Annotated in this window: 15 protein-coding genes; 6 read left to right on the top strand and 9 right to left on the bottom strand. The window is 73.3% G+C overall.

Annotation, left to right across the window (positions count from 1 at the left end):
• Window positions 1-83: 83 nt before the first annotated feature.
• Together DVK44_RS00735 and DVK44_RS00730 are read right to left on the bottom strand one after the other, a co-directional pair.
• On the bottom strand, window positions 84-1,349 hold the full coding sequence (locus DVK44_RS00735) for a DUF4032 domain-containing protein (protein ID WP_114664801.1): 1,266 nt from the start codon (window positions 1,347-1,349) through the stop codon (window positions 84-86).
• Window positions 1,350-1,492: 143 nt separating this feature from the next.
• On the bottom strand, window positions 1,493-3,238 hold the full coding sequence (locus tag DVK44_RS00730) for a TIGR03767 family metallophosphoesterase (RefSeq protein ID WP_114657692.1): 1,746 nt from the start codon (window positions 3,236-3,238) through the stop codon (window positions 1,493-1,495).
• A 1,098-nt stretch (window positions 3,239-4,336) separates the two neighbouring features.
• On the opposite strand from DVK44_RS00730, the gene DVK44_RS00725 reads away from it, so the two are divergent.
• Window positions 4,337-5,344 (top strand): hypothetical protein, encoded by a 1,008-nt coding sequence (locus tag DVK44_RS00725; RefSeq protein WP_114657690.1) that lies wholly within the window; start codon window positions 4,337-4,339, stop codon window positions 5,342-5,344.
• Between the two features lie 278 nt (window positions 5,345-5,622).
• A complete protein-coding gene (locus tag DVK44_RS00720) occupies window positions 5,623-7,152 on the top strand; it encodes an amino acid permease (RefSeq protein WP_114657688.1) in 1,530 nt (509 codons plus the stop codon).
• 149 nt (window positions 7,153-7,301) lie between these two features.
• Here DVK44_RS00720 and DVK44_RS00715 read toward each other — a convergent pair whose 3' ends face one another.
• From DVK44_RS00715 to DVK44_RS00705, 3 genes are all read right to left on the bottom strand, one after another.
• Window positions 7,302-8,081: a glycoside hydrolase family 75 protein gene (locus DVK44_RS00715; protein WP_114657686.1), complete on the bottom strand. Its 780-nt coding sequence runs from the start codon at window positions 8,079-8,081 to the stop codon at window positions 7,302-7,304.
• A 259-nt stretch (window positions 8,082-8,340) separates the two neighbouring features.
• Window positions 8,341-8,841: an NUDIX domain-containing protein gene (locus DVK44_RS00710; protein WP_114657684.1), complete on the bottom strand. Its 501-nt coding sequence runs from the start codon at window positions 8,839-8,841 to the stop codon at window positions 8,341-8,343.
• A gap of 196 nt (window positions 8,842-9,037) precedes the next feature.
• Window positions 9,038-10,789 (bottom strand): coagulation factor 5/8 type domain-containing protein, encoded by a 1,752-nt coding sequence (locus DVK44_RS00705; RefSeq protein WP_228446933.1) that lies wholly within the window; start codon window positions 10,787-10,789, stop codon window positions 9,038-9,040.
• A 313-nt stretch (window positions 10,790-11,102) separates the two neighbouring features.
• Between DVK44_RS00705 and DVK44_RS00700 the strand changes: the two genes are divergently transcribed.
• Both DVK44_RS00700 and DVK44_RS00695 read left to right on the top strand, forming a co-directional pair.
• Window positions 11,103-13,196, top strand: coding sequence for a SpoIIE family protein phosphatase (locus DVK44_RS00700; protein ID WP_114664799.1), 2,094 nt, complete (start codon window positions 11,103-11,105; stop codon window positions 13,194-13,196).
• A 56-nt stretch (window positions 13,197-13,252) separates the two neighbouring features.
• Window positions 13,253-16,672, top strand: coding sequence for an AfsR/SARP family transcriptional regulator (locus DVK44_RS00695; RefSeq protein WP_114657682.1), 3,420 nt, complete (start codon window positions 13,253-13,255; stop codon window positions 16,670-16,672).
• A 36-nt stretch (window positions 16,673-16,708) separates the two neighbouring features.
• On the opposite strand, the gene DVK44_RS00690 is transcribed toward DVK44_RS00695, so the two are convergent.
• From DVK44_RS00690 to DVK44_RS00675, 4 genes are all read right to left on the bottom strand, one after another.
• A complete protein-coding gene (locus DVK44_RS00690; protein WP_114657680.1) occupies window positions 16,709-17,734 on the bottom strand; it encodes a siderophore-interacting protein in 1,026 nt (341 codons plus the stop codon).
• A gap of 60 nt (window positions 17,735-17,794) precedes the next feature.
• Window positions 17,795-18,685: an ABC transporter substrate-binding protein gene (locus DVK44_RS00685; RefSeq protein ID WP_114657678.1), complete on the bottom strand. Its 891-nt coding sequence runs from the start codon at window positions 18,683-18,685 to the stop codon at window positions 17,795-17,797.
• 171 nt (window positions 18,686-18,856) lie between these two features.
• Window positions 18,857-19,519 (bottom strand): response regulator, encoded by a 663-nt coding sequence (locus DVK44_RS00680; RefSeq protein WP_114657676.1) that lies wholly within the window; start codon window positions 19,517-19,519, stop codon window positions 18,857-18,859.
• Window positions 19,516-20,601 carry a HAMP domain-containing sensor histidine kinase gene (locus DVK44_RS00675; protein ID WP_114657674.1) on the bottom strand — a complete coding sequence of 362 codons (1,086 nt, stop codon included), beginning with the start codon at window positions 20,599-20,601 and terminating at the stop codon, window positions 19,516-19,518. Before DVK44_RS00675 ends, DVK44_RS00680 begins: the two co-directional genes overlap by 4 nt.
• A gap of 344 nt (window positions 20,602-20,945) precedes the next feature.
• Here DVK44_RS00675 and DVK44_RS00670 point away from each other — a divergent pair, with 344 nt between their 5' ends.
• Both DVK44_RS00670 and DVK44_RS00665 read left to right on the top strand, forming a co-directional pair.
• Window positions 20,946-21,236 carry a DUF3040 domain-containing protein gene (locus DVK44_RS00670; RefSeq protein ID WP_114657672.1) on the top strand — a complete coding sequence of 97 codons (291 nt, stop codon included), beginning with the start codon at window positions 20,946-20,948 and terminating at the stop codon, window positions 21,234-21,236.
• A 448-nt stretch (window positions 21,237-21,684) separates the two neighbouring features.
• Window positions 21,685-22,170, top strand: a complete 486-nt coding sequence (locus DVK44_RS00665; RefSeq protein WP_114657670.1) for a cation:proton antiporter regulatory subunit — start codon at window positions 21,685-21,687, stop codon at window positions 22,168-22,170.
• Window positions 22,171-22,173 lie beyond the last annotated feature (3 nt).

Below are 22,173 nucleotides of genomic sequence, written 5' to 3'. Positions count from 1 at the left end.
GCGGCTCGGTGGCGGAGGCGGTGGCTGCCCCTGGCGAGCGCCGCCGGCGCGGCCCGGGACGACGCGCGCCCGGGCGCCCGCGCTCAAGGCGACAGATCCGCCGCCTCGTCCGTCGTGCCCGCCGCCTTCGGCTCCATCGCGGCCACCGTGCGCGGCAGCACGTTCACGATGTAGTCCCCGACCGTCGCCTCCAGCCCCACGTCGTACCCCATCGCCTCCGACAGGTACCAGCGGTGCTCCAGCACCTCGTGGTAGATCTGCGCCGTGTCCATGTCGCCGCGCAGCTCCAGCGGTACGGCCCGTACGGTCGGCCGGAACACATCGCGGACCCAGCGGTGCGCCAGCACCTCCGGCCGGGCGCCCAGCGGATCGCCCGGCGCGTAGTCGTCCTCGCCGGCCATCCAGCTCTCCAGGTCGTTCAGCAGCCGCCGCGCCTGGTTCTCCTCGGCGTCCAGCCCCGTCAGCCGCAGCAGCTGGCGCTGGTGGTGGCCGGCGTCCACGACCTTCGGCAGAAAGGTGACCGTGTCCCCCTGCGGCGAGCGCTTGATCTGCATCTCCGCCACGTCGAACCCCAGATCGTTGAGCCGCCGGATCCGCCGGTCGATGTAGTGCCGCTTGCCCACCGGGTACACCGACTCGCGCGTCACCTCGTGCCAGAGATCCTCGTACCGCTTGACGATCGCCGTGCCGAACGGCACCGGGTCGACCGACGGGTGCAGCGCGCCCGACGCCTCCAGGTCCATCAGCTCACCGGCGATGTTCACCCGCGCCAGCTCGATGTCGTAGTCCCGCTGGCCGGTGCTCAGGTTCTGCTGGAGCTGGCCCGTCTCGGCGTCCACCAGATAGGCGGCGTACGCCCCCGCGTCCCGCCGGAACAGGACGTTCGACAGCGAGCAGTCGCCCCAGGCGAACCCGGCCAGATGCAGCCGGACCAGCAGCACGGCCAGCGCGTCCATGAGCCGCTTGACCGTGCTCGGACGCATCGTCGACTCGAACATCGCGCGGTACGGCAGCGACCCCTTCAGATGCCGGGTGATCAGCGCGGGCTCCAGCGGCTCGCCGTCCGGTCCCTGCCGGCCGGTCACCACCGCCACCGGGTCGACGGCGGGGATGCCCAGCCGGTGCAGATCCCGCAGCAGCCCGAACTCCCGGACCGCGCCCCGCTCCGAGATCTCCTTGACCGCCATCACCTCGGGCCCGGCGGACGCGAAGCGCACCACATGGCGGGAGATACCGCGCGGCAGCGCGACAAGACACTCCTCCGGCCACGCGTCGAGCGGTGTGTGCCACGGCAGGTCCAGCAGCACAGCGGGCTGCTCGGGGTTGGTCGCGCTGATCTGGAGCGCCATCGTGCCTCCCACGGCGGTGTCGTCGGGCGGGGCCGGACGTGGTACCGCCAGGGACAGTGTGCCGGGTCGTACGGAGTGGCCCGACGGCAGGACCGGGGTGTACAGCCTGCCCACCCGCCGGGGACGCCCGCGCGGCCGCTGGGTCACCGGCTGACCAGCAGCTCGGTGTTACGGTCCACCGGCTTGCCCGCCGGGGCGGTCGTCGAGCCCGGCGCGTTGTGCGACAGCTCCCGGTAGAGCGCGGCGAGACCGGTCTGGGAGAGATCCCGGAAGTCGGTCCGGTGCGGCGCGGCCGACTCGATCAGGGTGGTGAACAGCGACAGTGTGCCGTCCTTGTTGTCGGTGATCTCGATGACCCGGGCGAGCTGCGGGAAGTCGATGTGCGACGCCGTCGAGATCTCCCAGAAGCCGCCGTGCGGAAGGATCGAGTTGCGGTGGCTGTGCCCGTTGACCCAGGCCAGCACATTGGGGCTGCGCTGGAGCAGCTCCACGACCTCGCCGCCGTGGTGCCTGGCCTCGCCGGGGTGCGCGGGGTCGGGGTGGGTGTTGGTCATCGTCCAGCTGTTGTGGTGGCTGAAGACGACGACGTACCCGTCCCGGTGCTCCTTGAGGGTCCGCTTCAGCCAGTTCAGCTGGGTGGTGCCGAGCGAGCCGGTGTAGTGGCCGCCGCGGTCGGTGGTGTCGAGACTGACGCCCGTGATGTTCTCCCCCATCGGGAACGTGTAGTAGAGCGTGTCGCTGTCGAGGTGCGCCTTCGTGTAGCCGTGGCCCGCCGGACCCGCGCCGGTGTACGCCGGGTCGAGATGCGCGGCCAGATAGTCGTGCGGGGTGAACGGCGCCCGGCGGGGGTCCGGGGTGATCGAGCGCATCAGCCGCTTCGAGCGGCGCAGCAGCTCGATCAGCTTCGCGCCGGTGGGGTCGCCGCCCTTGGACAGGAGCTTCAGCAGCTCCTGGGCGTCGGCGTCGGGGATCCCGTACAGCTTCTTCGAACCGACGGCGAAGTCCGCCAGGAAGCCCGTGCGGTCCGCCATGGCGCCACTGGCCAGACCGTCGTGGTTGCCCACGGTCGAGTACCACGGGATCCGCAGGCCGGGGCTGTCCACGGAGCGGATCGCGGCGGCGAGGAAGCCGTCGATCCGGGGGAAGCCGAGCCGCTTGTCGGTGTCACGCAGCTCGTCCTCCGGGTGCCAGAACAGCCGCGCCGCCGAGTTCTGCACCCCCTCGTAGCGCCGCCCGTCACCCGTGTTGGGAGTGACCCGGCCCCCGCTCATCACGGTGAGGAACCAGTCCAGCTCCGCCCGCGAGTTGTTGTCCGTGTTGTCACCGGTCGTCACGGCGAACGACAGCGGGGTCCCCGTCGCGGGCCCCTCCTTGAGCGCGTTGATCTGCTCGATCAGTGACACCGCCCCCGGCACTGTCAGCGCCTCCTGCGGCCGCCACCCGGAGATCTGCCGCGCGCGCAGATACTCGGTGCGCACCGGGTGCTGGACGTCCACCAGGTGCAGATCGGTGAGCTGCACGAACGAGCTGAGCACCGTACGGCGTCCGGCGCGCCCGGCCCGCGGCGCGGCGAGCTGCTCCCGGACGACCCGGCGCCAGCCGGGGCCGTCGTCGAGCCGCCGGAACGGCGCCGCGGTGTCACGCGGCGCGGCGACCGAGTCCAGTGTGGTCCGGGCGGGCGCGGTGCGGGTGGGCGCAGGACGGGTGACGGCGGGGGTACGGGCGGCGGGAACGCCCGCCGGTACGGCCTCCGGCGCCGCGGCGGCCGTACCGGAACCGCCGCGCGGGCCCAGCGCCAGCCCGATACCCGCCGAGACCCCGGCCACTCCGGTCGCGGCGAGGAAGGAGCGGCGGTCGACGGCGGTGACTGCGGAGCGTATACGTGACATGGTGCGGTCTCCCGGGTGCCGGCACATCGCTGAGGGCGCCGGGGACGGTCCGCCGGCTGCACTTCGATGGTCGGGATCCGGCGTGGCCTGCGTATGAACGACGTTCCAACGGTCCGCGCCCATCACCGCACAGGGATCACCGGGTTCCGGCCGGGGTGGCGAACCGTCGCCCGCCCCTTGGCCGGTGGACGCGGTCCGGTCACTCCCCGTTCACCGCGGCGGGAAGGGCGCGCCCGGAGGGAGTGGTTCCGGAAGCCCGCCGGGGCGGGGGCGCATACGTCGCGCGGGAGGGGGCACACGCCTTTCTGGAGCCACGCTCGCGGCCTTACCCCCTCCGGCCGTACGAGCCTGCCCGGCCCCACCGGCGTTTCCCCCTTCGCCGGTGGGGCCCCGCTCCGTGCCGGTGGCATAGGTCAGTGTGTGCGCCCGCAACGGTGTCCGTCATGGGGTCCGTCATGGTGTCCGCGACCTGCCGCGCCCGGCCGCGACCTCGTCCCTGGCCGTGCGTGGGGAACGGCGCTGTGAGCGCTGCGTATTCGAGAGATACCGGTTCGGTTACGTTCTTGACCGACGGCGAGCCCCTCTGGCCATATCCGCTCCGGAGTGTTCGCTGACCGGACGACAGAGTGGGCCGATTTGCGGCAACTTGACCCCGTCCCTGCGAAATCTACGCGTCACACACACCGAGTGACTCACAACCCCCCATGATCAACAGAGAGTTGCGAAAGATCAGCAACGTGTTCGAGTCGCGCTCCACGCCCCCTACACTGATCGCCGCAGCGGCAGGGTGGACCGACCGGGCCCCCGGCCGCGGGCATGGCAGGTCCATGCCTCCGCAGTAAACGCCGGACCGCTCCACCCCCCACGTCACCAGAGGACCAATGACGACGACCACTTCATCCGGGCGCCTCCTCGGCCGCGCCCGGACATGTACGGCTCGCGCGCAGTCCGGGCCCGTGGGCACTCCCGTGGGGCGAGGGAACGCGGAGCGGTCGCGGCCGGGAGCGGAGGACTGGTGCTAGCTTCAGCCGCCTCAGTGGCCGCAGCCGCCTCGGCCGCCCGGCCGTCCCCCCGCGCGCGACAAAGGGAGTGGAACTGATGGCGCACGACAACTTCCGCCCCGTCTACCACCCGGCGGGCCACGACAACGCGTTGCGCGCCGCCGTCCAGGAACTGCGCACCGGCCGCTGGGTGTCGATGCGGGACCTGCTGGCCGGCACCGAGGGCTGGGCGCTGTGGACCCAGCGCACCCAGGTGCTGGCCGCCGTCGCCGCCGGCTCCGACACCGTGCAGGCGTGGCTGGCGGAGGAGCCCGGCAGCGCCGCGGCGACCGTGATGCACACCCGGGTCTCCGTCGAACGCGCCATCCGCGCCCACCGGGAGGGACATGCGCGCACGCAGGAGCTGTGGCAGCAGGCGTGGGAGGCGTGCGGCACCGCCGCGCGCCGCTCCCCGGCCGACCCGGTGCCCTGGGTGTGTCTGCTGGCGCTGTCCCAACTGGACGGCCGGCAGCGGCTGGAGGAACACCGGCTCGCCCCGCCGGGCCCGATGCTCTTCCCCGGCCCCTGGGCCCTGCTCGCCGAGGCGGACAAGCGCGATCCGTACAACCGCGAGGCGTACCACCGCATGCTCCAGTTCGTGTACGCGCGCCGCTCCGACGGATCGCTGTCCGAGGCGGTCAACTTCGTCCAGTGGGCCGCCTCCTCGGCGCCCGAGGGCTCCGCGCTGCACGCCATGCCCCTGTTCGTACGGGTGGAGCGCTACCGCCGCGAGAACGGCCACGAGAAGGCGCTCGACCTCCACTGGGTCACCGAGGACGCCACCAGGGACGCGCTGCGCGCGCTGACCCTCTGGTTCGACCACACACCGCCCGCCGAGGCGTCCCTGCTCGACCTCAGCCATCTCGCGCACGCCCTCTGGGGCGCCCTCAAGTTCGACGAGGCGGCCCGGGTCTTCGAGGCGCTGGGCCCGTACTACGTCACGCTCCCGTGGGCGTACCGTACGCGCAGTCAGAACGACGCCACCCAGGCCGAGGAGGTGTTCGTCCGCGCCCGGAGCCGCTGCCTCAGCGCGGTCCGTGACGCGCGGGGCGGCCCGTCCGGCTGAACCGCGACGGCCGCACCGTACGTATACGTCCGTGAAGTTACCGCTGTCCGTCCCCTTATGCTCTCGTCCACCTCTCCCGTCTCGCCAGTCACATCAGCCCCGCCATTCACACCCGCTCTGCCAGTCACATCTGTCTCTCCAGTCACTTTTGCCCCACCAGTCACTTTTGCCCTGCCAGTCACACCGGTCCCGCCGACCGCACCCGTTCCGCCCGTCGCATTCGCCACATCCGTCATATCCCCGTCCCCCACCTGCATTTCCGCACCGGAGGTATTTCCATGTCCGCGTCCCCTCCGACTTGGTCGAAGACCGAGCCGGCGCCACAGTTGGACGAAGAGCAGCGGCTGCGCGAACTGGGCTATCAGCCGGTTCTCGCGCGCCGTATGGGCGGCTTCGGAAACTTCGCCATCAGCTTCTCCGTCATCTCCGTCCTCTCCGGCTGCATGACGCTGTACGGATTCGGCATGGGCACCGGCGGTCCCGCGGTGATGCTCTGGGGCTGGGCGGGCGTCGGCCTGTTCGTGCTCTGCGTCGGCATGGCCCTGGCCGAGGTCACCAGCGCGTACCCCACCTCGGGCGCGCTCTACTACATGGCCGACCGGCTCGGCGGCCGCAAGTGGGGCTGGTACACCGGCTGGCTCAACCTGCTCGGACTGCTGGGCGCGATAGCCGGCATCGACTACGGCGCCGCGCTCTTCACCGGGGCCTTCCTGAACCTCCAGTTCGGCTTCGTGCCCACCCCCGGCTCCACCTTCGCGATCTTCCTCTGCATCCTGCTGCTGCACGCCGTGCTGAACCTCTTCGGTGTGAAGCTCGTCAGTGTGCTCAACTCGATCAGTGTCTGGTGGCACCTGATCGGTGTGGCCATCATCGTCGGCGTCCTGGCGATCGTCCCCGACCGCCACCAGTCGGCGTCCTTCGTCTTCACCGAGTTCGTCAACGACACCGGCTGGCAGAACCCGCTCTATGTGGCCGCCATCGGTCTGCTGCTCGCGCAGTACACCTTCTGCGGATACGACGCGTCCGCGCACCTCTCCGAGGAGACCTCCAACGCGTCCGTCACCGCCGCCCGCGGTATCGTCCGCGCCATCTGGGTCTCCTGGATAGCCGGTTTCGCCCTGCTCGCCGGGCTGACCTTTGCCATCCAGGACTACAAGGGAGCCCAGGACAGCGCCACCGGTGTGCCGCCCGCGCAGATCCTGATCGACGCGCTCGGCACGAGCGGCGCCACCGCGCTGCTGCTCCTGGTGATCGTGGCCCAGCTCTTCTGCGGCAACGCGGAGGTCGCGGCGGCCAGCCGGATGGTGTTCGCCTTCAGCCGTGACAACGCCCTGCCCGGCTCGGCCGTGTGGCGGCGCGTCAGCGGCCGTACGCAGACGCCCGTCCCCGCCGTGTGGCTCTCGGTCGCCGTCGCGGCGGTCCTGGCCGTTCCCTCGCTCTACTCCGCGACCGCGTACGGCGCGGTGACGGCGATCAACGTCATCGGCATCACCCCCGCGTACGCCATCCCGATCTTCCTGAAGCTGCGCGCCAAGGGCCGCTTCGAGCCGGGTCCCTGGACCCTGGGCCGCTGGAGCAAGCCGATCGGCTGGATCGCCGTGGTGTGGGTGGCGATGGTGACCGTGCTCTTCTGCCTGCCGCAGACGAACCCGGTGACCGTCGACTCCATGAACTACGCCGTGATCGCGCTGGCCGTCGTGCTGGTCCTGGCGACCATCTGGTGGTATGTGGCCCGCGGCTCGTACAGCACCCCGCAGGCGTACGGCAACGCCCGCGAGCAGTCGGAGATCTCCGAGGGGATCGTCTGACCGGCACGCGCGCGTGCGTGTGCGCGGGGGAGGGGGCCGGCGGTGCAGCCGGCCCCCGCCGCGTTCCGTCCCGCGTTCAGTCCGGTCGTTCTGTCTGTCCCGCGCTCCGTCCGGCGTTCCCGCCCCGTGTTTCCCGCCCCGGGCGTCCGTCAGTTCTCCGCGACGAACTTCCGCGCCAGCCGGTCACCGAGCCTCGCCGCGGCCCCGGGATCCTCCAGGGGCGAGACCTTGGCGTTCTTGAAGACGATGTACGTCACCCCCGACGGGACGCCGCCCCCGAACGGGTCGGCCTGGATCCCCAGCGCCCGGGCCGCGGCGTACGACGCCTCCCCGATGATGCCGGGCGGCCCGGTGTCCCCGACGACGGCGTACACGACCTTGTTGGCGTGGATGACGGCCGCGACGGACCCGCCCCGGATGCCCGACGCGCGGTAGTTCCAGATCTCGCTGGGCATCGGCACGACGATGTACGGCAGGGTCTCGGCGTTGAGCGTCCGGCCGTCGGACTCGGTGTAGGCCGTGGAGTTCTGGAAGTACGGATCGGTGTCGAGGTTGCACCGCTCGGTGATCTGGCCGTCGCAGTCGATGTCCATGTCGGCCTTGAAGAACACGGCGCCGTTGGCGTCGCAGACCGCGATGTCGGCCGGAGCCTCCTCCCGGGCCCGGTAGTGGCCCTTGGAGATCTGGTCGCAGGCGCCGGTCCTGGCCAGCAGGGCCGCCGCGCTGACGGTGCCCTCCTGGGTGGAACCTCCGGGCCCGATGGCTCGTTCCCCCGGTGGCGGACCCGCCGCCCCCTGCCGGGCGGCCGGCCGGTCGGCGGACGACGGGAGCAGGGGGACGGCCAGGGCGGGCAGCACGGCGGCGGGGACGATCGCCGCGGCCAGCAGCGCCGTGCCGACGGCGACGGACACAGAAGTGCGTGAATGCACGGGGAAATCCCTTTCCTGGGACGGGCGGGACGGGGCGGGACGGACAGGACGGGCCGGCCGGGCGGGCCCGGCCGCGGGCGCCCGGCGCGGCGGGGACGGCCGCGCCGGGCATGGCTCGGCGGCTCCTGGCGGCCGGCCCCGGGACAGGGGCGACGGCGGCAGGGGCTGAGCTGAGCCGGGGAAACGGGTCCGGGGGGACGGACCGGGGGACGGTCCGGAACGGCGGACCCGGCGGAGCGGACCGGTGGGGGAGAAGGCGCTATTCCCCGTGACCGGCCGCGGAGGGGCGGCGGCCGGTGGCTATGAAGCTGTCCAGCCGTTCGAGGAAGACCCGCTGACCGGCCACCAGCGGCTCCACCGCGTCCGCCAGCGGAAACCAGCCGACCCGGTCCAGCTCGGGGAAGTCGCGGAGCACCCCCGACCCGCGCGGCCACTCCAGGGTGAAGGTGCCGGGCACGACCCGCGCCGGATCGAGGTCGCCCTCGACGGCCCAGACGGTGACCGTCTTGCCGCCGCGCTGCCGGGACTCGCCGAGCGGGATCCAGGGCCCCTCGGGCGGCTCCAGCCCCAGTTCCTCCCGGAACTCCCGGCGCGCGGCGGCCTCCGGCGTCTCCCCGGGGCCGTACTCGCCCTTGGGGACCGACCAGGCGGCGGCGTGCCGGCCGGCCCAGAAGGGGCCGCCCATGTGGCCGAGCAGCACCTCGGTACCGGTGTCACCGGCCCGGTGGACCAGGAGCCCCGCGCTTCGTTTGCCCGACATGCCGTCAGTCTGTGCACGGGCAAACCGGGTCGCCATGCGAACACGGGCGCCGCGCCACGCCCCGCGCGGCCGGCCGCCCGGCACCGCGCGGGCGGGGAACGGCCCGGGGCGGTGCCGGGGGTGTCCGTCCGTCACGGCGAGGTCGCCGGTCCGATCGTATGAATCATTGCGCCGTACGGGGGTGCTGTACGGCGTGTTACGGGAAGGAGGTCACCGTCGACGGAATCGGCGCGGACCCGACCGTCGGCGCCCCGGTCCGGTTGATCACATGGTCGTAGTGGCCCATACCGCCGCCGAGGGTCACCACCAGCAGGTTGTGGAACCTGACGCCCGGTTTGACCGGCGCCCGGAAGCCGTGTTCCTGACGGATGCCCGGGTCGGTGGTGTAGTTGCAGTAGCTGCCCAGGGCCCATGCCTCGTGGTGGTCGACCGAGTCGGCGACCCGGTAGGCCGCGTGGCCCCGGACGGATCCGTCCCGGATCGCCTCCTGGTCCGGCGCGTCGTACGCCTTCTCGTTCTGGAGGAAGACCGTACGGCCGTACTCGCCGTTCCACTGGACGTCGTACTTGTTGAAGTGCTCCACGAAGAGTCCGGTGGCCAGCACATGGTCGCCGTCGACCCGGAGGCCGTAGTCGGCGCGGTTGGTCTCCCAGCCGACCCCCGAGCCGTGGTCGGCCCGCCAGATCCAGCTGTGGTCGATGACCGTGCCGGAGCTGTTGACCACCATCGCGGTGGTGGCCAGGCCCGGACCCGCGCCGCCGACCCTGACGAAGACGTCCTGGACGGTCGTGGGGTTCGCGGAGTGGTCCTTCCGCGCGCCCCGGGGGCCGATCTCCAGCAGCGTCGGGGAGTTCACGGGACCGGCGTCGACCAGGAAACCGGCGAGCCGCACCCCGTCCACGTCCGCGGTCCTCAGGGCGGTCACCCCGTTGTCCGGGACGATCGTGGCCAGGCCGAGCCCCAGGACGACGGTGTCCGGGCGGGTCACCTCGATCGGCCGGTCGACATGGTAGATGCCCGGGGTGAGAAGCAGGTGGAGCCCCCGGGCGAGCGCGGCGTTGATGGCCGCGGCGCTCGTGCCGGGCCTGGCCACGTAGAACCGGTCGAGCGGCAGCGCACGGCCGCGCGGCTTCCCGCCGCCCCAGGTGGTGCCGCGCGCGTCGGTGCGCTTCGCGGGCACGAACACCTTGTAGTCGCTCCCGTCGAGATAGAGGAACGGCTTCTCGCGCGCGACCGGAGTCGTGTCCAGCGTGGTATATGGCGGATCGGGGAAGCTCTGCGCCGGCGCGCCCTCCACCCCCGAGAAGGCCATGTTCCACACGGCGTTGCTCCAGCCGCCCACCGCGCTGTCGCGGGTGTACCACTGCTGCTGCGAGCCGGCGGTGACCGTGCCGTCGATCTTGCTGTCGGCGATGTAGCCGCCGCTGGCCCAGCCGTTCCCGGTGGGCGCCAGCGTGAGGTCGCCCTTGACATGCATCCGGCGGAACGGCGCGGCCTGGGCGACCGCCCACCGGTTGGTGCCGCTGGCGGGACGGAGCGTCAGATTCTCGGCGGAGCGCCAGAAGTTCTGTGTGGCGTTGCCCTCGAACCAGCCCGCGTCGACGGTCACATCGCCGTTGACGGTGGTGTCGTCGGGGGAGAGCCCGAGGCCGGAGACCGAGGTGTAGAAGCCGAGATCGATACGGAGGCGGTCGTACGTGCCCGGTTTGAGGAGGAGTTGGTAGCGGCCCGTGCCGAACTGCGCCTTCTCCTGCTGCCGGTGGATCCGGTCGAGCGTGTCCTGGATGCCGGGCGTCGACGGGTCGAGGACCAGCACGTTCGGCCCGAGGTCGCCGCCGCCCCGGGGCTCCCCGCCGGCGGCGCCGTCCGGCGCGGCGTGGGTCGAGCAGGAGACGAGGAGCAGAAGGGAGGCGAGCGAGCCGATCAGCGCGGGCGGAGGAGCGTGCATGGGCAGGTCTCCGGGGTCGTCGGACGGGTGGGGTGCGGGACCCAAGAAAGCACGCCCGGACGGCCTCGGCGGGGGTCATTCGCGCCGTGTCCCGCCGGGGAACGGCGGCGGAGTGACAGCGGGGGTGACAGTGCGCGGCGGGGGCGCGCGGGGCGCGGCGATCGGAGCCGGCCGGGCGCTACGCTGAGCGGTCGCCGTCCGGGGCCACCCCGGTCCTCTCCGCCCGTAATGCGACACCTGTACGGAAAAGTTAGGCTGCGTGAAGGAGCCCGGCCGTCCGACCGGGCTGCCGGCCCACCTCCGGAGCGGGCGCATGGCAGGAGTCGATCGGGACCCGGACCGGCCGGCGATCGGCGACCGGCCGGTGATCGGCGCGGACCAGAGGCTCGCCCTCAACCGTATGGGCAGCTTCGACTGGGACCTGGAGAGCGGCACCTTCGACCTGGACGACGCCGGCCTCGCCGTCTTCGACCTGCGCCCCGACGAGTACGACGGCCGGGCCGCCTCCCTGGTCTCCCGGGTGCCGCCCGAGGAGGGGCTGCGGATCGAGGCCGTGGTGGACGCGGCCGTGCGCGGGGGCCGTACTTCGTACGGCTCGTACTTCCAGGTGACCCGCCGCACCGGCCACCGGCAGTGGACCCACACCCGCGGCCATATCCTGCGCGACGGCCACGGCCGCCCGTACCGGGTCGTCGGCATCGTCCGCAACGCGACGGCGGAGTTCACCGAGTTCACCGCCGCGGGCCCGGCGGAGACCGCCCGGCCCGGCCTGACCACCGTGGTCCAGACCACCACGGAGGCGCTGTCGGCGGCCATCACCGTCGACGACGTCGCCGCCGTACTGACGGGCGCGGGCGGACTGGAGCGCTTCGGCGCCGACGGGCTGGCCCTGGGCCTGGTCGAGGGCGGCGCCCTGCGGCTGATCGCCATGGCGGGCGAGTCCATGGAGGTCCTGGACGATCTGCGGCTGCACCGGCTCGACGGCTCCCTCCCCCTGGCCGACGCGGTCCTCCGGCAGCAGCCGCGCTTCGTCACCTCGCTGCGCGACCTCGTCGCCGACCGGTTCCCCCGGCTGCGGCCCTACATCCGCAGGCTCGGGGCCAACGCGGCGGCCTTCCTGCCGCTGGTCGCCCAGGCCCGCTGCATCGGCTGTCTGGCGGTCTTCTACCGCTCCCGCACCCACTTCCCGGCGGTCGACCGCGAGGCGTTCCTGACACTGGCCGGAATCGTCGCCCAGTCGCTCCAGCGCGCCATCCTCTTCGACCAGGAACGCGAATTCGCGACCGGCCTCCAGGCGGCCATGCTGCCCCGGGACCTCCCCGAGTTCCCCGGCGCGGAGATCGCCGTGCGCTACCACGCCGCGTGGAACGGCCGGGCGGTGGGCGGCGACTGGTACGACGTCATCGCGCTGCCCCGGGGCCGGGTCGGCATCGTCGTCGGCGACGTCCAGGGACACGACACGCACGCCGCCGCCGTCATGGGACAGCTGCGGATCGCCCTGCGCGCCTTCGCGGGCGAGGGCCACACCCCCGCGACCGTCCTGGCGCGCGCCTCGCGCTTCCTCGCCGAACTCGACACGGAACGCTTCGCGACCTGTGTGTACGCCCAGCTCGACCCGGAGACCGGCGCGATCCTGGCCGTACGCGCCGGCCACCTCGGACCGCTCCTGCGGCACCCCGACGGCAGGACCCGCTGGCCCGATCTGCGCGGCGGCCTTCCGCTGGGGGCCGCCACCGCCTTCGGGTTCGAGGAGTTCCCCGAGACCCGGCTCGACCTCGTGCCCGGGGAGACCCTCGTGCTCTGCACGGACGGGCTCGTCGAGGAGCCCGGCCGGGACATCGCGGAGGGCATGGCGCTCCTGGCCGAAGCCGTACGGTCCGGACCCGGCCGGGCGGGCGCGCTCGCCGACCACCTCTCCGAGCGGCTGTGGGAGCGCTGGGGGACCGGCGACGACGTCGCGCTCCTCGTCCTGCGCCGCAGCCCCGGCCCCGGCGGCGGCCCGGCACCCCGAATCCACCAGTACATCCACCAGGCCGACCCGGAGGGCCTGGCGGAGACCCGCGCCGCGCTGCGCCGGGCGCTCACCGACTGGGGCCTGCCGGAGCTGGCCGACGATGTCGAGCTGGCGGCCGGCGAACTGCTGGTGAACGTGCTGCTGCACACCGAGGGCGGCGCCGTCCTCACCCTTGAGGTGCTGCCCGAACCCGTCCGGCGCGTACGCCTATGGGTCAAGGACCGCTCCAGCGCCTGGCCCCGCCGCCGCGACCCCGGCGAGGCCGCGACCTCGGGGCGCGGTCTGCTGCTGGTGGAGGCGCTGGCGGCCCGCTGGGGGGTCGAGCCGCGCGGCGACGGCAAGGCCGTCTGGTGCGAATTCGAGCGCGCCCCGGAGCCGGACCCCGAGCACTGACCGCGAGTTGTCCACAGGCCGGCCCGGCCCGGGCGCGTTACCCGGACAATGAACGGGTGAGCCACTTCTACCGCGTACTCGGCGTCACCCGTGCCCTCCGCCAGGACGGCACCGAGGTGCCGCTCAGCGGTGCCCGGCTGCGGGCGCTGCTGACCGCGCTGGCCGCCGCCGGCGGGCGGGCCGTCCCCGGCGGCCGGCTGGCGGGCGAGGTGTGGGACGGCGCGGACGATCCGCCCGCCGGGCGAACGGCGGCCCTCCAGGCACTGGTGGGGCGGGTACGGCGAGCGCTTGGCCGGGAGGCGGTCGCCTCCGTGCCCGGGGGTTACCGGCTGGCCGCCGGGCGGGACGACATCGATCTCTTCCGCTTCGAACGCCTCGCGGCCGAGGGCGCCACCGCGCTCGCCGCCGACGAGCCCGGGCGGGCCGCCGGAATCCTCGACGAGGCCCTGGCGCTCTGGGACGGACCCGCGCTGGCCGACCTCCCCGGCCACGCCACCGACCCCCGGGCGGTACGGGCCGAGCGGGGCCGCCGCGAGGCCCGGCGCGCCCGCCTCGCGGCCGAGGCCGAGCGCGGCCGGCCGCAGGAGGCGCTGGCCGGCCTCGCGGCGCTCGCCGCCGAACACCCGCTGGACGAGCCCCTCCAGGCCCAGCGGATCCGTACCCTCCGCGCGGCCGGCCGCCCCGCCGAGGCGCTCCAGGCGTACGAGGACGTACGGACCGGCCTCGCCGACCGCCTCGGGACCGGACCCGGACCCGAACTGCGCGCCCTGTACGCCGAACTGCTCACCGGCGGCGCGCCCCCGCCGCCCGCGCGGGTGCCCGTACGGAACGGCGCCCCGAGCGCGCGGAGCACGTTCCACGTGGGGGGAGGCGCGGCCACCCGGGCCGCCGGCAACCTCCGGGCCCCGCTCACCTCGTTCGTGGGCCGCGCGGCCGAACTGGCCGGGCTCGCCACCGCGCTCCGTACCGTACGGCTGGTCACTCTGACCGGCGCCGGCGGTGCGGGCAAGACCCGCCTCGCCCTGGAGGCCGCCCGCGCCGGGGCCGCCGCGTGGCCCGACGGGGTGTGGGTGGCCGAACTGGCGCCGGTACGGGACGCGGGGACCGTCGCCGAGACCGTTCTCACGGCGCTCGGCGCCCGCGAGACGGTGGTCCGGGGCGCGACGGTGACAGACGGCCCGGCACCGGCGGATCCGCTCCTCCAGCTCGCCGAACACTGCGCACAGTGGCGGGTGCTGATCCTGCTGGACAACTGCGAGCAGGTGATCGGCGCCGTCGCCGAACTGGCCGAGACCGTGCTGACCCGCTGTCCCGGGGTGACCCTGCTGGCCACCAGCCGCGAACCGCTCGGCGTCCCGGGCGAGACCGTACGGACCGTGGGCCCGCTGCCGCAGGACATGGCGCTGCGGCTCCTCGCCGAACGCGGCGCCGCCGCCCGTACGGGATTCACCCCCGACGACGACCCGCTCGCCTGCGCCGAGATCTGCCGCCGCCTCGACGGACTGCCGCTCGCCATCGAGCTGGCCGCCGCCCGGCTGCGCGCGTTCGCCCCGCGCCAGCTGGCCGACCGGCTCGACGACCGCTTCCGGCTGCTCGGCCCGGGAAGCGGCCGGCGGACCGCGCTGCCCCGGCAGCAGACCCTGCGGGCCGTCGTCGACTGGTCCTGGGACCTCCTCACGGAGGACGAACGGACCGTGCTGCGGCGGCTGTCGGTGTTCGCGGGCGGCTGCGGACCCACCGAGGCCGAGGCCGTGTGCGGACCGCCGGCGGGGACCGGCTCCGACGACACCCCGGGGCTCCTCGCCTCCCTCGTGGACAAGTCGCTGGTCGTCGCGGAACCCGCCGAGCCCACCGCTCCGGACGGATCCGGGGGCCTGCGCTACCGGCTGCTGGAGACCGTCGCCGAGTACGCCGCCGAACGGCTGGACGCGGCGGGGGAGCGCGCGGCCGTGGCCCACCGCCACCTCGTCGTCTACCGGGAGTTCGCCCGCACCGGTGACCTGGAGCTTCGGGGCCGGGGGCAGTTGGGCCGGCTGGACCGCTTCGAGCGGGAGCACGACAACCTCCGCGCCGCGCTGCGCACGGCCGTCGACCGGGGGGAGGAACAGGACGCGCTCTGTCTCGCGCTCTCGCTGAGCTGGTTCTGGCAGCTGCGCGGCCACCGAGGTGACGCGCACACCTGGTCGAGCGCGGCGGCGGCCCTCGGCCCCGACCCCTTCCGGACGCCGGTGCGCCCCGCCGTGCCGCTCACCGAGCCGTGCACCGGACAGCCGCCGCCCTGGAAGGAGGAGCAGCTCTGGGAGGCCAGACGCGGCGTACGGCTGATCGTCCTGTGGAGCGACGAGGCGGCCCCCGGCGAGCTGGAGCTGCCCCGCACCCGAGCCCGGCTGCGCGCGATGATCGACGCGTACGGGTCCGGGCTGCCGCAGAACTGCCGCCAGCCGGGCTCGCTCTGGTTCTTCGCCCGGCTGATGACGGGGGAGCTGCCGGGGCTCATGGAGGCCATGGACGCCCTGGTGACGGCGTGCCGTGCGCAGGCGGACGCCCAGAGCGCGGGAGACGGGGGCGCGGGCGGGAGCATCGACTGGGATCTCGGCCTGGCGCTGATGCTGCGCTCCAAGCTCTTCGGCGACCGGCCCGACGGGCTGGACCGGTCGGCCCGCGACGCGGACGAGGCGCTCGCCCTGTTCACGCGTACGGGAGACCTCGTCGGCATCGCCGAGTCGCTCGCCGCCCGCGCCGAGACATACGAGCGCCAGGGCCGGTACGAGGCGGCGGCCCTCGACTTCGAGCGCGCCATGGAGAGTTGCGCCCGCGTGGGCGCCCACGCGCAGGTGCCCCTCCTCAAGGCCCGGCTGGCCTCCGTACGGCTGGTGGCGGCGCCGGACCCGGCGGCGCGTACGGCCGCCGAACAGCTGCTGGTGGCGGCCGTCGAGGAGGCGGCCGAGGGCAGATGCCAGGCCGAAGGCGTGGCGCGCCTCCTGCTGGCCCGGCACTACGCGCGCACCGGCAGGAGACAGGCCGCGCGGAGCCAGCTGCGCGCGCTGGAACCGCTCGCCGGGCCCGCCGCGCAGACGCTTCTCGGCGGCGCGGTCGCGGGCACGCACGCCTGGCTCGACTGTCTGGACGGGCGGTACGAGGAGGCGCGGACCCAGTCCCGCGAGGCGGTGCGACGGCTCGACGCCCTGGGCCGGCTGGTGGCCCCGCACCTGATGGCCCAGCAGTTCGTCTGCGCCGCCTGGGCCAAGGCGCGCCTGGGCGAGGCGGCGGACGCGGCCCGGCTGCTGGGAGCGTACGCGCGCCACACCGACCGGTCCGAGGCGCCGGGACTGCGGCCCTTCCCGTCCCCGGCCGACCCGGAGACCCTCGCCCGCGCCGAATCCGCGATCCGCGCCGCACTGGACGAACACGCCCGTGCCGTCGCCCGCGCGGAGGGCGCCGCGCTCCCGGTGGGAGAGGCGGCGGCCCTGGTGTGACGGACAGAAACGGTGACGCCGCGCGGGGGCCAGACCCTACGCGCCCTCCGACCGCTCCCGGGCCTCCGCGAGGTCCGCTTCCGTGGGCGCGTCGTCCTGGGTGAGCGCGTGCCGCCAGTAGCCGGAGAAGTGCACCGACCGCTTGTCGAACCCGCGCTCCTCGACAAGATGGCGCCGGAGGGCCCGGACCGTACTCGCCTCGCCCGCGAGCCAGGCGAGGGCCGAGCCCCCGGGGAACACCGCGCCGCGCACCGCCGCGAGCAGCGGAGCGCCGGGGTGACCGGGGCCGTCAGTGCTGTCGGTGCAGTCGGACGGTGAGGACGGTGCGGGTCCGCGGTGCAGCCAGCGGACCGTCACCTCGCCCGCCGTGACGAAGCGCTGCTCCTCGGCGGCGTCCGCCACTTCGATCCAGGCCAGCGCGCGGGCGCCCTCGGGCAGCGCCTCGATCAGGGTGCCGATCGCGGGCAGGGCCGTCTCGTCACCGGCCAGCAGCATCCAGTCGGCCGTGCCGACCGGTACGGGCGTGGCGAAGTACGCGGACGGCCCGAACATGCCCAGGACATCGCCGGGCGCGGCGGTACGGGCCCAGCGGGTCGCGGGTCCGGTGTCCCCGGCCGCCGGCGCCTCTTCGTCGTGCAGGACGAAGTCGATGTCGATCGTGCCGCGCGCCCGGTCGTGCGCCCGGATCGTGTAACTCCGTGCCCAGGGCCGCTCCGCCTCGGGGATCGCCAGGAACGCGCCGTACCAGCTCATCACATCCCCGTCCGTCGCGGGGAGTTGGGGAACGCGCTGTCCCGGCCTCGGGAAGTACAGCTTCACCTGCTGGTCGGGCCCGGCCGTCGCGAGGTCCGCGAGGTCCGGACCGCCGAAAGTGACGCGCGTCATACGCGGGGAGATCCGCGCGACGCCGGTCACCTCGACGGTCCGGACCGGGAGCGTTGCGGCCTGGTGCCCGGTGCCGGGCGTATCGGTGTGCTCGACGGGTCCGGAGGGTTCGGCGCGGCCAGTGTTTTCGGCGCGTTCGGCGGGTTCGGTGTGTGCCGTGCGGTCCTTGTCGGTCATACGGACCACGCTGACAGCCGGCGCCTACACGCGGCCGACAGGGCACCTACACGGCGTCGGCTACGCGGCGTCGTCCGCCGCGACCGCCTCCAGCGCGTCGGAGACCGCGTCGAGGAAGCGGGCGTGCGCCCGGTGGCTGCTCGGCGCCTCCGGGTTCCACGGCACGATCCGCGCGCTCTCCTCAAGGGTCCGCCAGTCCGCGTTGGCCAGGAGCGTGTCACGCGGTGCCGCGTTCGCCCGGACGTCCGCGAGGACGATGCCGGGGGCCAGCGCGGCGGCCTCGGACCACGGCGCCGTACGCCAGTTCGCCCCGCCGTCCTCCGCCGGCTCGATCAGTGCCACACCCAGCTCGGTCAGGGCCCGCAGATCGGGCCAGGTCCCCGGCCGGGCCAGATACGCGGACTCCGCGCCCGCCGCCGACAGGGCCAGCACCCCGGGGCCGCCCGGCCGCGCCGCCACCACCGCGCGCAGCCGTTCCTCCGCGCGCTCCAGCTCCGCCTCGGCGGGCCGGACCGGGGTACGCAAGGAGCGGGCCAGCGCGGAGAAACGATCCCGCACGCCATCGAGCGAACGGTCCTTCCCCACCTCGATGACGACCACCGGAATCCGCTCCTCCAGATGCTTGGCGGCCTCCGGATCGATCCCGTACACCTGTCCGCCGCCATAGCTGACGGCGACGATCAGATCCGGCTCCGCCGCCAGGAGCGCGTCCATGTCGAGGGCGCTGCCCGCGCCGAAGTGGTGCAGCTCGGCGAGGGGAAGCTCGCCGGCCTTCGCCGGATCCGGCGCGTCTCCGTCGTGATGGGAACCGAAGATGCCCAGCGGACGCAGACCGTGGTCCCACAGCGTCGCGCCCGCCTGTATATAGGCCACCACGCGTGCCGGGTGGTGGTCCGCCACGGTCAGGTGGCCACGGTCGTCCGTGAACTCCCAGCTGTTGCCCGGGTTCATGCCTCGCCTCGTTCCGCTTGTGTTGGTGCGGTGTCCTGGACGCGTATCCGTACGTGGGTTCGTACGGGGCGCCATCCACTCTCTGCCCACCGGGGGGCGCGCGGACTCTTCCCGCGCCCCAGGGAAATCAGCGGGAAAGACCGGGAACCGCCGCGAAACGCCGGTCGCCCCTCATGGCTCGATCAGACCGGCCCTGATCGCGTAGCGCGTCAGCTCCAACCGGTCGCGCAGGCCCAGCTTCTGGAGCAGGTTCGCGCGGTGCCGCTCGACGGTCTTGACGCTGATGAGCAGCATCCCGGCGATCTCCTTGGAGGTGTGCCCCTCGGCCACCAGCTTGAGGATCTCCTCCTCGCGCGGGGTGAGGGCGCTGTCGGGGATGCTGTCGCCCTGCCGTACCCGGTCGAGATAGTTCCTGATCAGGGCCGTCACCGCGCCGGGATACAGGAACGGCTCGTCGCGCATGGCGGCCCGGCACGCCTCCACCAGGTCCCGGTCCGCGACGGACTTGAGGACATAGCCGCTGGCGCCGGACTTCAACGCCTCGAAGAAATACTGCTCGTTGTCGTACATCGTCAGCATCAGGATGCGCAGCTCCGGCTGGAGCCGGGAGAGTTCGCGCGCGGCCTGAAGGCCGGTCAGCCGGGGCATCGCGATATCCAGAATCGCCAGGTCGGGCCGGTCGGCGCGGGCCATCTCGATGGCCTCGGCACCGTCGCCCGCCTCCGCGACGACCGTCAGATCCGGCTCGTTGTCGAGGATCAGCCGGACCCCCCGCCGGACCAGCGCGTGATCGTCCGCGAGGAGGATGCGGGTCTTGCGCGTCGTGTCGGTCATGGTCGGTCGTCCCCGTTTCCGTTGAGCCGGTCGTGCCGGAGCTGCCGGTCGTGCCGGTCCTGTCCTTCGTGCCCGTCGTGCCGGCCGGGCTCGCCGTTCCCCTCGCTCGCGTCCTCGTCCGGTCGCGCGCAGATCGGGACGCGCAGCCGTACGTCCGTACCGCCGCCCCCCGCGCCGCCCCCCGGTCCCCGCTCCACCGACACCTCGGCGCCGATGAGCAGGGCGCGCTCCCGCATCCCGCGGATCCCGGCGCCCTCCGTCGCCGTACCGATGCCCCTGCCGTCGTCCCGGAGCAGCAGTTCCACCCCCGAGGGCGTACGCCGGAGCGCCAGTTCGACCCGGTGGGCGTCGGCGTGGCGCACGATATTGGTGAGCCCTTCCTGCGCGACCCGGTAGAGGACCAGCTCGACATCCTCGCCCAGTGGCGGCAGTTCGCTGTCGAAGCCGCACCGGACCGACAGCCGACTGTGGGTCGTGATCTCGTTGGTGAGCGCCTTGAGCGCGCTGATCAGTCCCAGCTCCTCCAGCACCCCGGGGCGGAGCCGGCGGGCGATCCGGCGGATCTCGTCGAGGCTGCCCCGGGTGGTCTCCTGTACGTGGTGCAGCTCGGCCCGGAGCGGTGCGGGCGCCCGGTCGGCGACCCGTTTCAGTTCGAGCAGGACGGCCGTGAGGGTCTGGCCGATCTCGTCGTGCAACTCCTGCGCGATCCTGCGGCGTTCGGCCTCCTGGGCGGAGAGCGCGAGCCCGCTGCTGGCCGCCCGCTCGGCTTCGAGCCGGTCCAGCATGGTGTTGAACGTCATGATCAGCTCGGCGATCTCGCCGTGCCCCGACACCGCGGGACGGCGCCCGGGCCGCAGCAGATCGGTGGTGGTCATGGCCCGGGTGAGCCGTTGCAGCGGGCTGAGCCCGATCCGCAGCAGCGCGGCGTTGGCGACGAGCATGGCCGCCAGCCCCAGCGCCATGATCAGCGCCTCGGTCAGCAGGACGGGGGCGGAGATGGTGACGGGGCCGAGCAGCAGCAGCGCGGTCGCCGCGAACAGTACGGCCGCGTTGAGCAGGAAGATCCGCCAGAACAGGGACACGAACAGGGCCTCCTCTCAGTGGATGGCCCCCCACTATCGCCCGCCCGGCGCGCCATGGGTGCCGTACCCCACCCGCCTACATGTCGGGCACCCCCGGATTTGGGTGCTGATGCCGATGGCCGGAGGGTACGGCGGCGGGCGATCGTAGAGGGGCGGACGGGCGTACAGGGAATGCGAGCGGGGCCGCGGGACGGGCGGGACGGACCGCGGCACGGGACAAGAGCGACAGCGGCACAGGGCAACGGGCAGCAAGGCAGAGCGCACGGGCAGAAGCAGTAAGGCAGGAGCGGCAGGGCAGGGCACGGCAGCACAGCGGCGGGGCAAGGCGGCAGGGGAGGACGGTCATGGCGACGGACGAGGACCGACGGCTCGACGACCTGGCGGAGCGGCTCGGCCGCGACGACCCCCGGTTCGCGCACGCGATGCGCTCCGGAACCCCGTGCAGCCCGCAGGAGTACCGGCGGGGCGCCGCCTGGGCCATGCTGGCCGTCGCGCTCGGCGGGCTCGCCCTCGGCATCGCCATCGGCCACGGGCTGCTCATAGCGGGCGGGCTGGTGCTCGCGGGAGCCGCCGCGCACCGCTTCGACCCCGACCGCAACCGGGTCCGGCAGGGCATCGCACCGCCGCCGGGCTAGCCCGGATCCGTACTCCGCGCACGCGCTGCATGAATTCATCCGCTTACTTGTTCACTCATTCACACTCAGGGCCTCGTTACCGAGGCCCTTTTCGTTGTATAGCGGCCCAATAAGCACATTTTATTTTACGTTAAAATGGCGCGTGGCTGACCAACGCTGCCTTGAGCGATGGTCTCCCCATTACCCGGATCACCGGGCTGACGGTCGGTTCACGCGGGGGGCGGAGGGGCGGTTCCACTGTGCGCGCTCCCCAGGTGATCCGCCGCACCCGCCGGCCGAGGCCGTGCCGATCCCGTCGAGGGTGCCCTTACCGGTGCTTCCCCGCGGTGCATGATGGAGAATCCCTGTCCGGCGGTGGGCGCAGCACCCTGCCCCGCCGCCCGGTCGCCGCTCGCGGAGGCCGTCATGCCCGTACACCGCACGCCCACGCCCGCATGGAGCATTTCCTATGGAGCCCACAGCTCACGTCAGCAAGACCCCCCTGCCCGGGGTCGGTACCCGCTACGACCTGAACACCGAAGCGGGAAAGCACCTGTCGGTGGTCGTGCACCAGGACGGGCGGCGCATTCTCGCGTTCCACGACCCCGAGGACGACGACAACTGCCGGGACGCCGCCCCCCTGGCGCCGCACGAGTCGAACGCGCTCTCGAAGCTGCTGATGCCCGATCCCGTCGCGCATCTGCATCAACACCTTGAGATCGACCTGCTCACCGAGCACATCCCGGTCACCAAGCGCTCCCCCTACGTGGGCCGGACGCTCGGTGACACCCAGGTGCGCAGCCGCACGGGCGCGTCCATCGTCGCCGTGCTGCGCCGCACCGATGCCTTTCCCTCGCCCACCCCGGACTTCCGCTTCGCCCTGGGGGACACGCTCGTCGTCGTCGGAACCCGGGAAGGCGTGGACGCCGTCGCCGAACTGATCACCGGAGGATAAGCG

The organism is Streptomyces paludis (assembly GCF_003344965.1).
Lineage (GTDB): Bacteria > Actinomycetota > Actinomycetes > Streptomycetales > Streptomycetaceae > Streptomyces > Streptomyces paludis.
Note: the sequence above shows the minus strand (reverse complement) of the source record. Positions and strands in the feature narration are given on the sequence as shown.

Bases quoted from the DNA above. Each gene is read 5' to 3' on its own strand.
- DVK44_RS00685 (WP_114657678.1), bottom strand. From the start codon at position 18,685: ATGAACCCGGGCAACAGCTGGGAGTTCACGGACGACCGTGGCCACCTG.
- DVK44_RS00670 (WP_114657672.1), top strand. From the start codon at position 20,946: ATGGCGACGGACGAGGACCGACGGCTCGACGACCTGGCGGAGCGGCTC.
- DVK44_RS00700 (WP_114664799.1), top strand. From the start codon at position 11,103: ATGGCAGGAGTCGATCGGGACCCGGACCGGCCGGCGATCGGCGACCGG.
- DVK44_RS00725 (WP_114657690.1), top strand. From the start codon at position 4,337: ATGGCGCACGACAACTTCCGCCCCGTCTACCACCCGGCGGGCCACGAC.
- DVK44_RS00680 (WP_114657676.1), bottom strand. From the start codon at position 19,519: ATGACCGACACGACGCGCAAGACCCGCATCCTCCTCGCGGACGATCAC.
- DVK44_RS00720 (WP_114657688.1), top strand. From the start codon at position 5,623: ATGTCCGCGTCCCCTCCGACTTGGTCGAAGACCGAGCCGGCGCCACAG.
- DVK44_RS00705 (WP_228446933.1), bottom strand. From the start codon at position 10,789: ATGCACGCTCCTCCGCCCGCGCTGATCGGCTCGCTCGCCTCCCTTCTG.
- DVK44_RS00665 (WP_114657670.1), top strand. From the start codon at position 21,685: ATGGAGCCCACAGCTCACGTCAGCAAGACCCCCCTGCCCGGGGTCGGT.
- DVK44_RS00730 (WP_114657692.1), bottom strand. From the start codon at position 3,238: ATGTCACGTATACGCTCCGCAGTCACCGCCGTCGACCGCCGCTCCTTC.
- DVK44_RS00690 (WP_114657680.1), bottom strand. From the start codon at position 17,734: ATGACCGACAAGGACCGCACGGCACACACCGAACCCGCCGAACGCGCC.
- DVK44_RS00735 (WP_114664801.1), bottom strand. From the start codon at position 1,349: ATGGCGCTCCAGATCAGCGCGACCAACCCCGAGCAGCCCGCTGTGCTG.
- DVK44_RS00710 (WP_114657684.1), bottom strand. From the start codon at position 8,841: ATGTCGGGCAAACGAAGCGCGGGGCTCCTGGTCCACCGGGCCGGTGAC.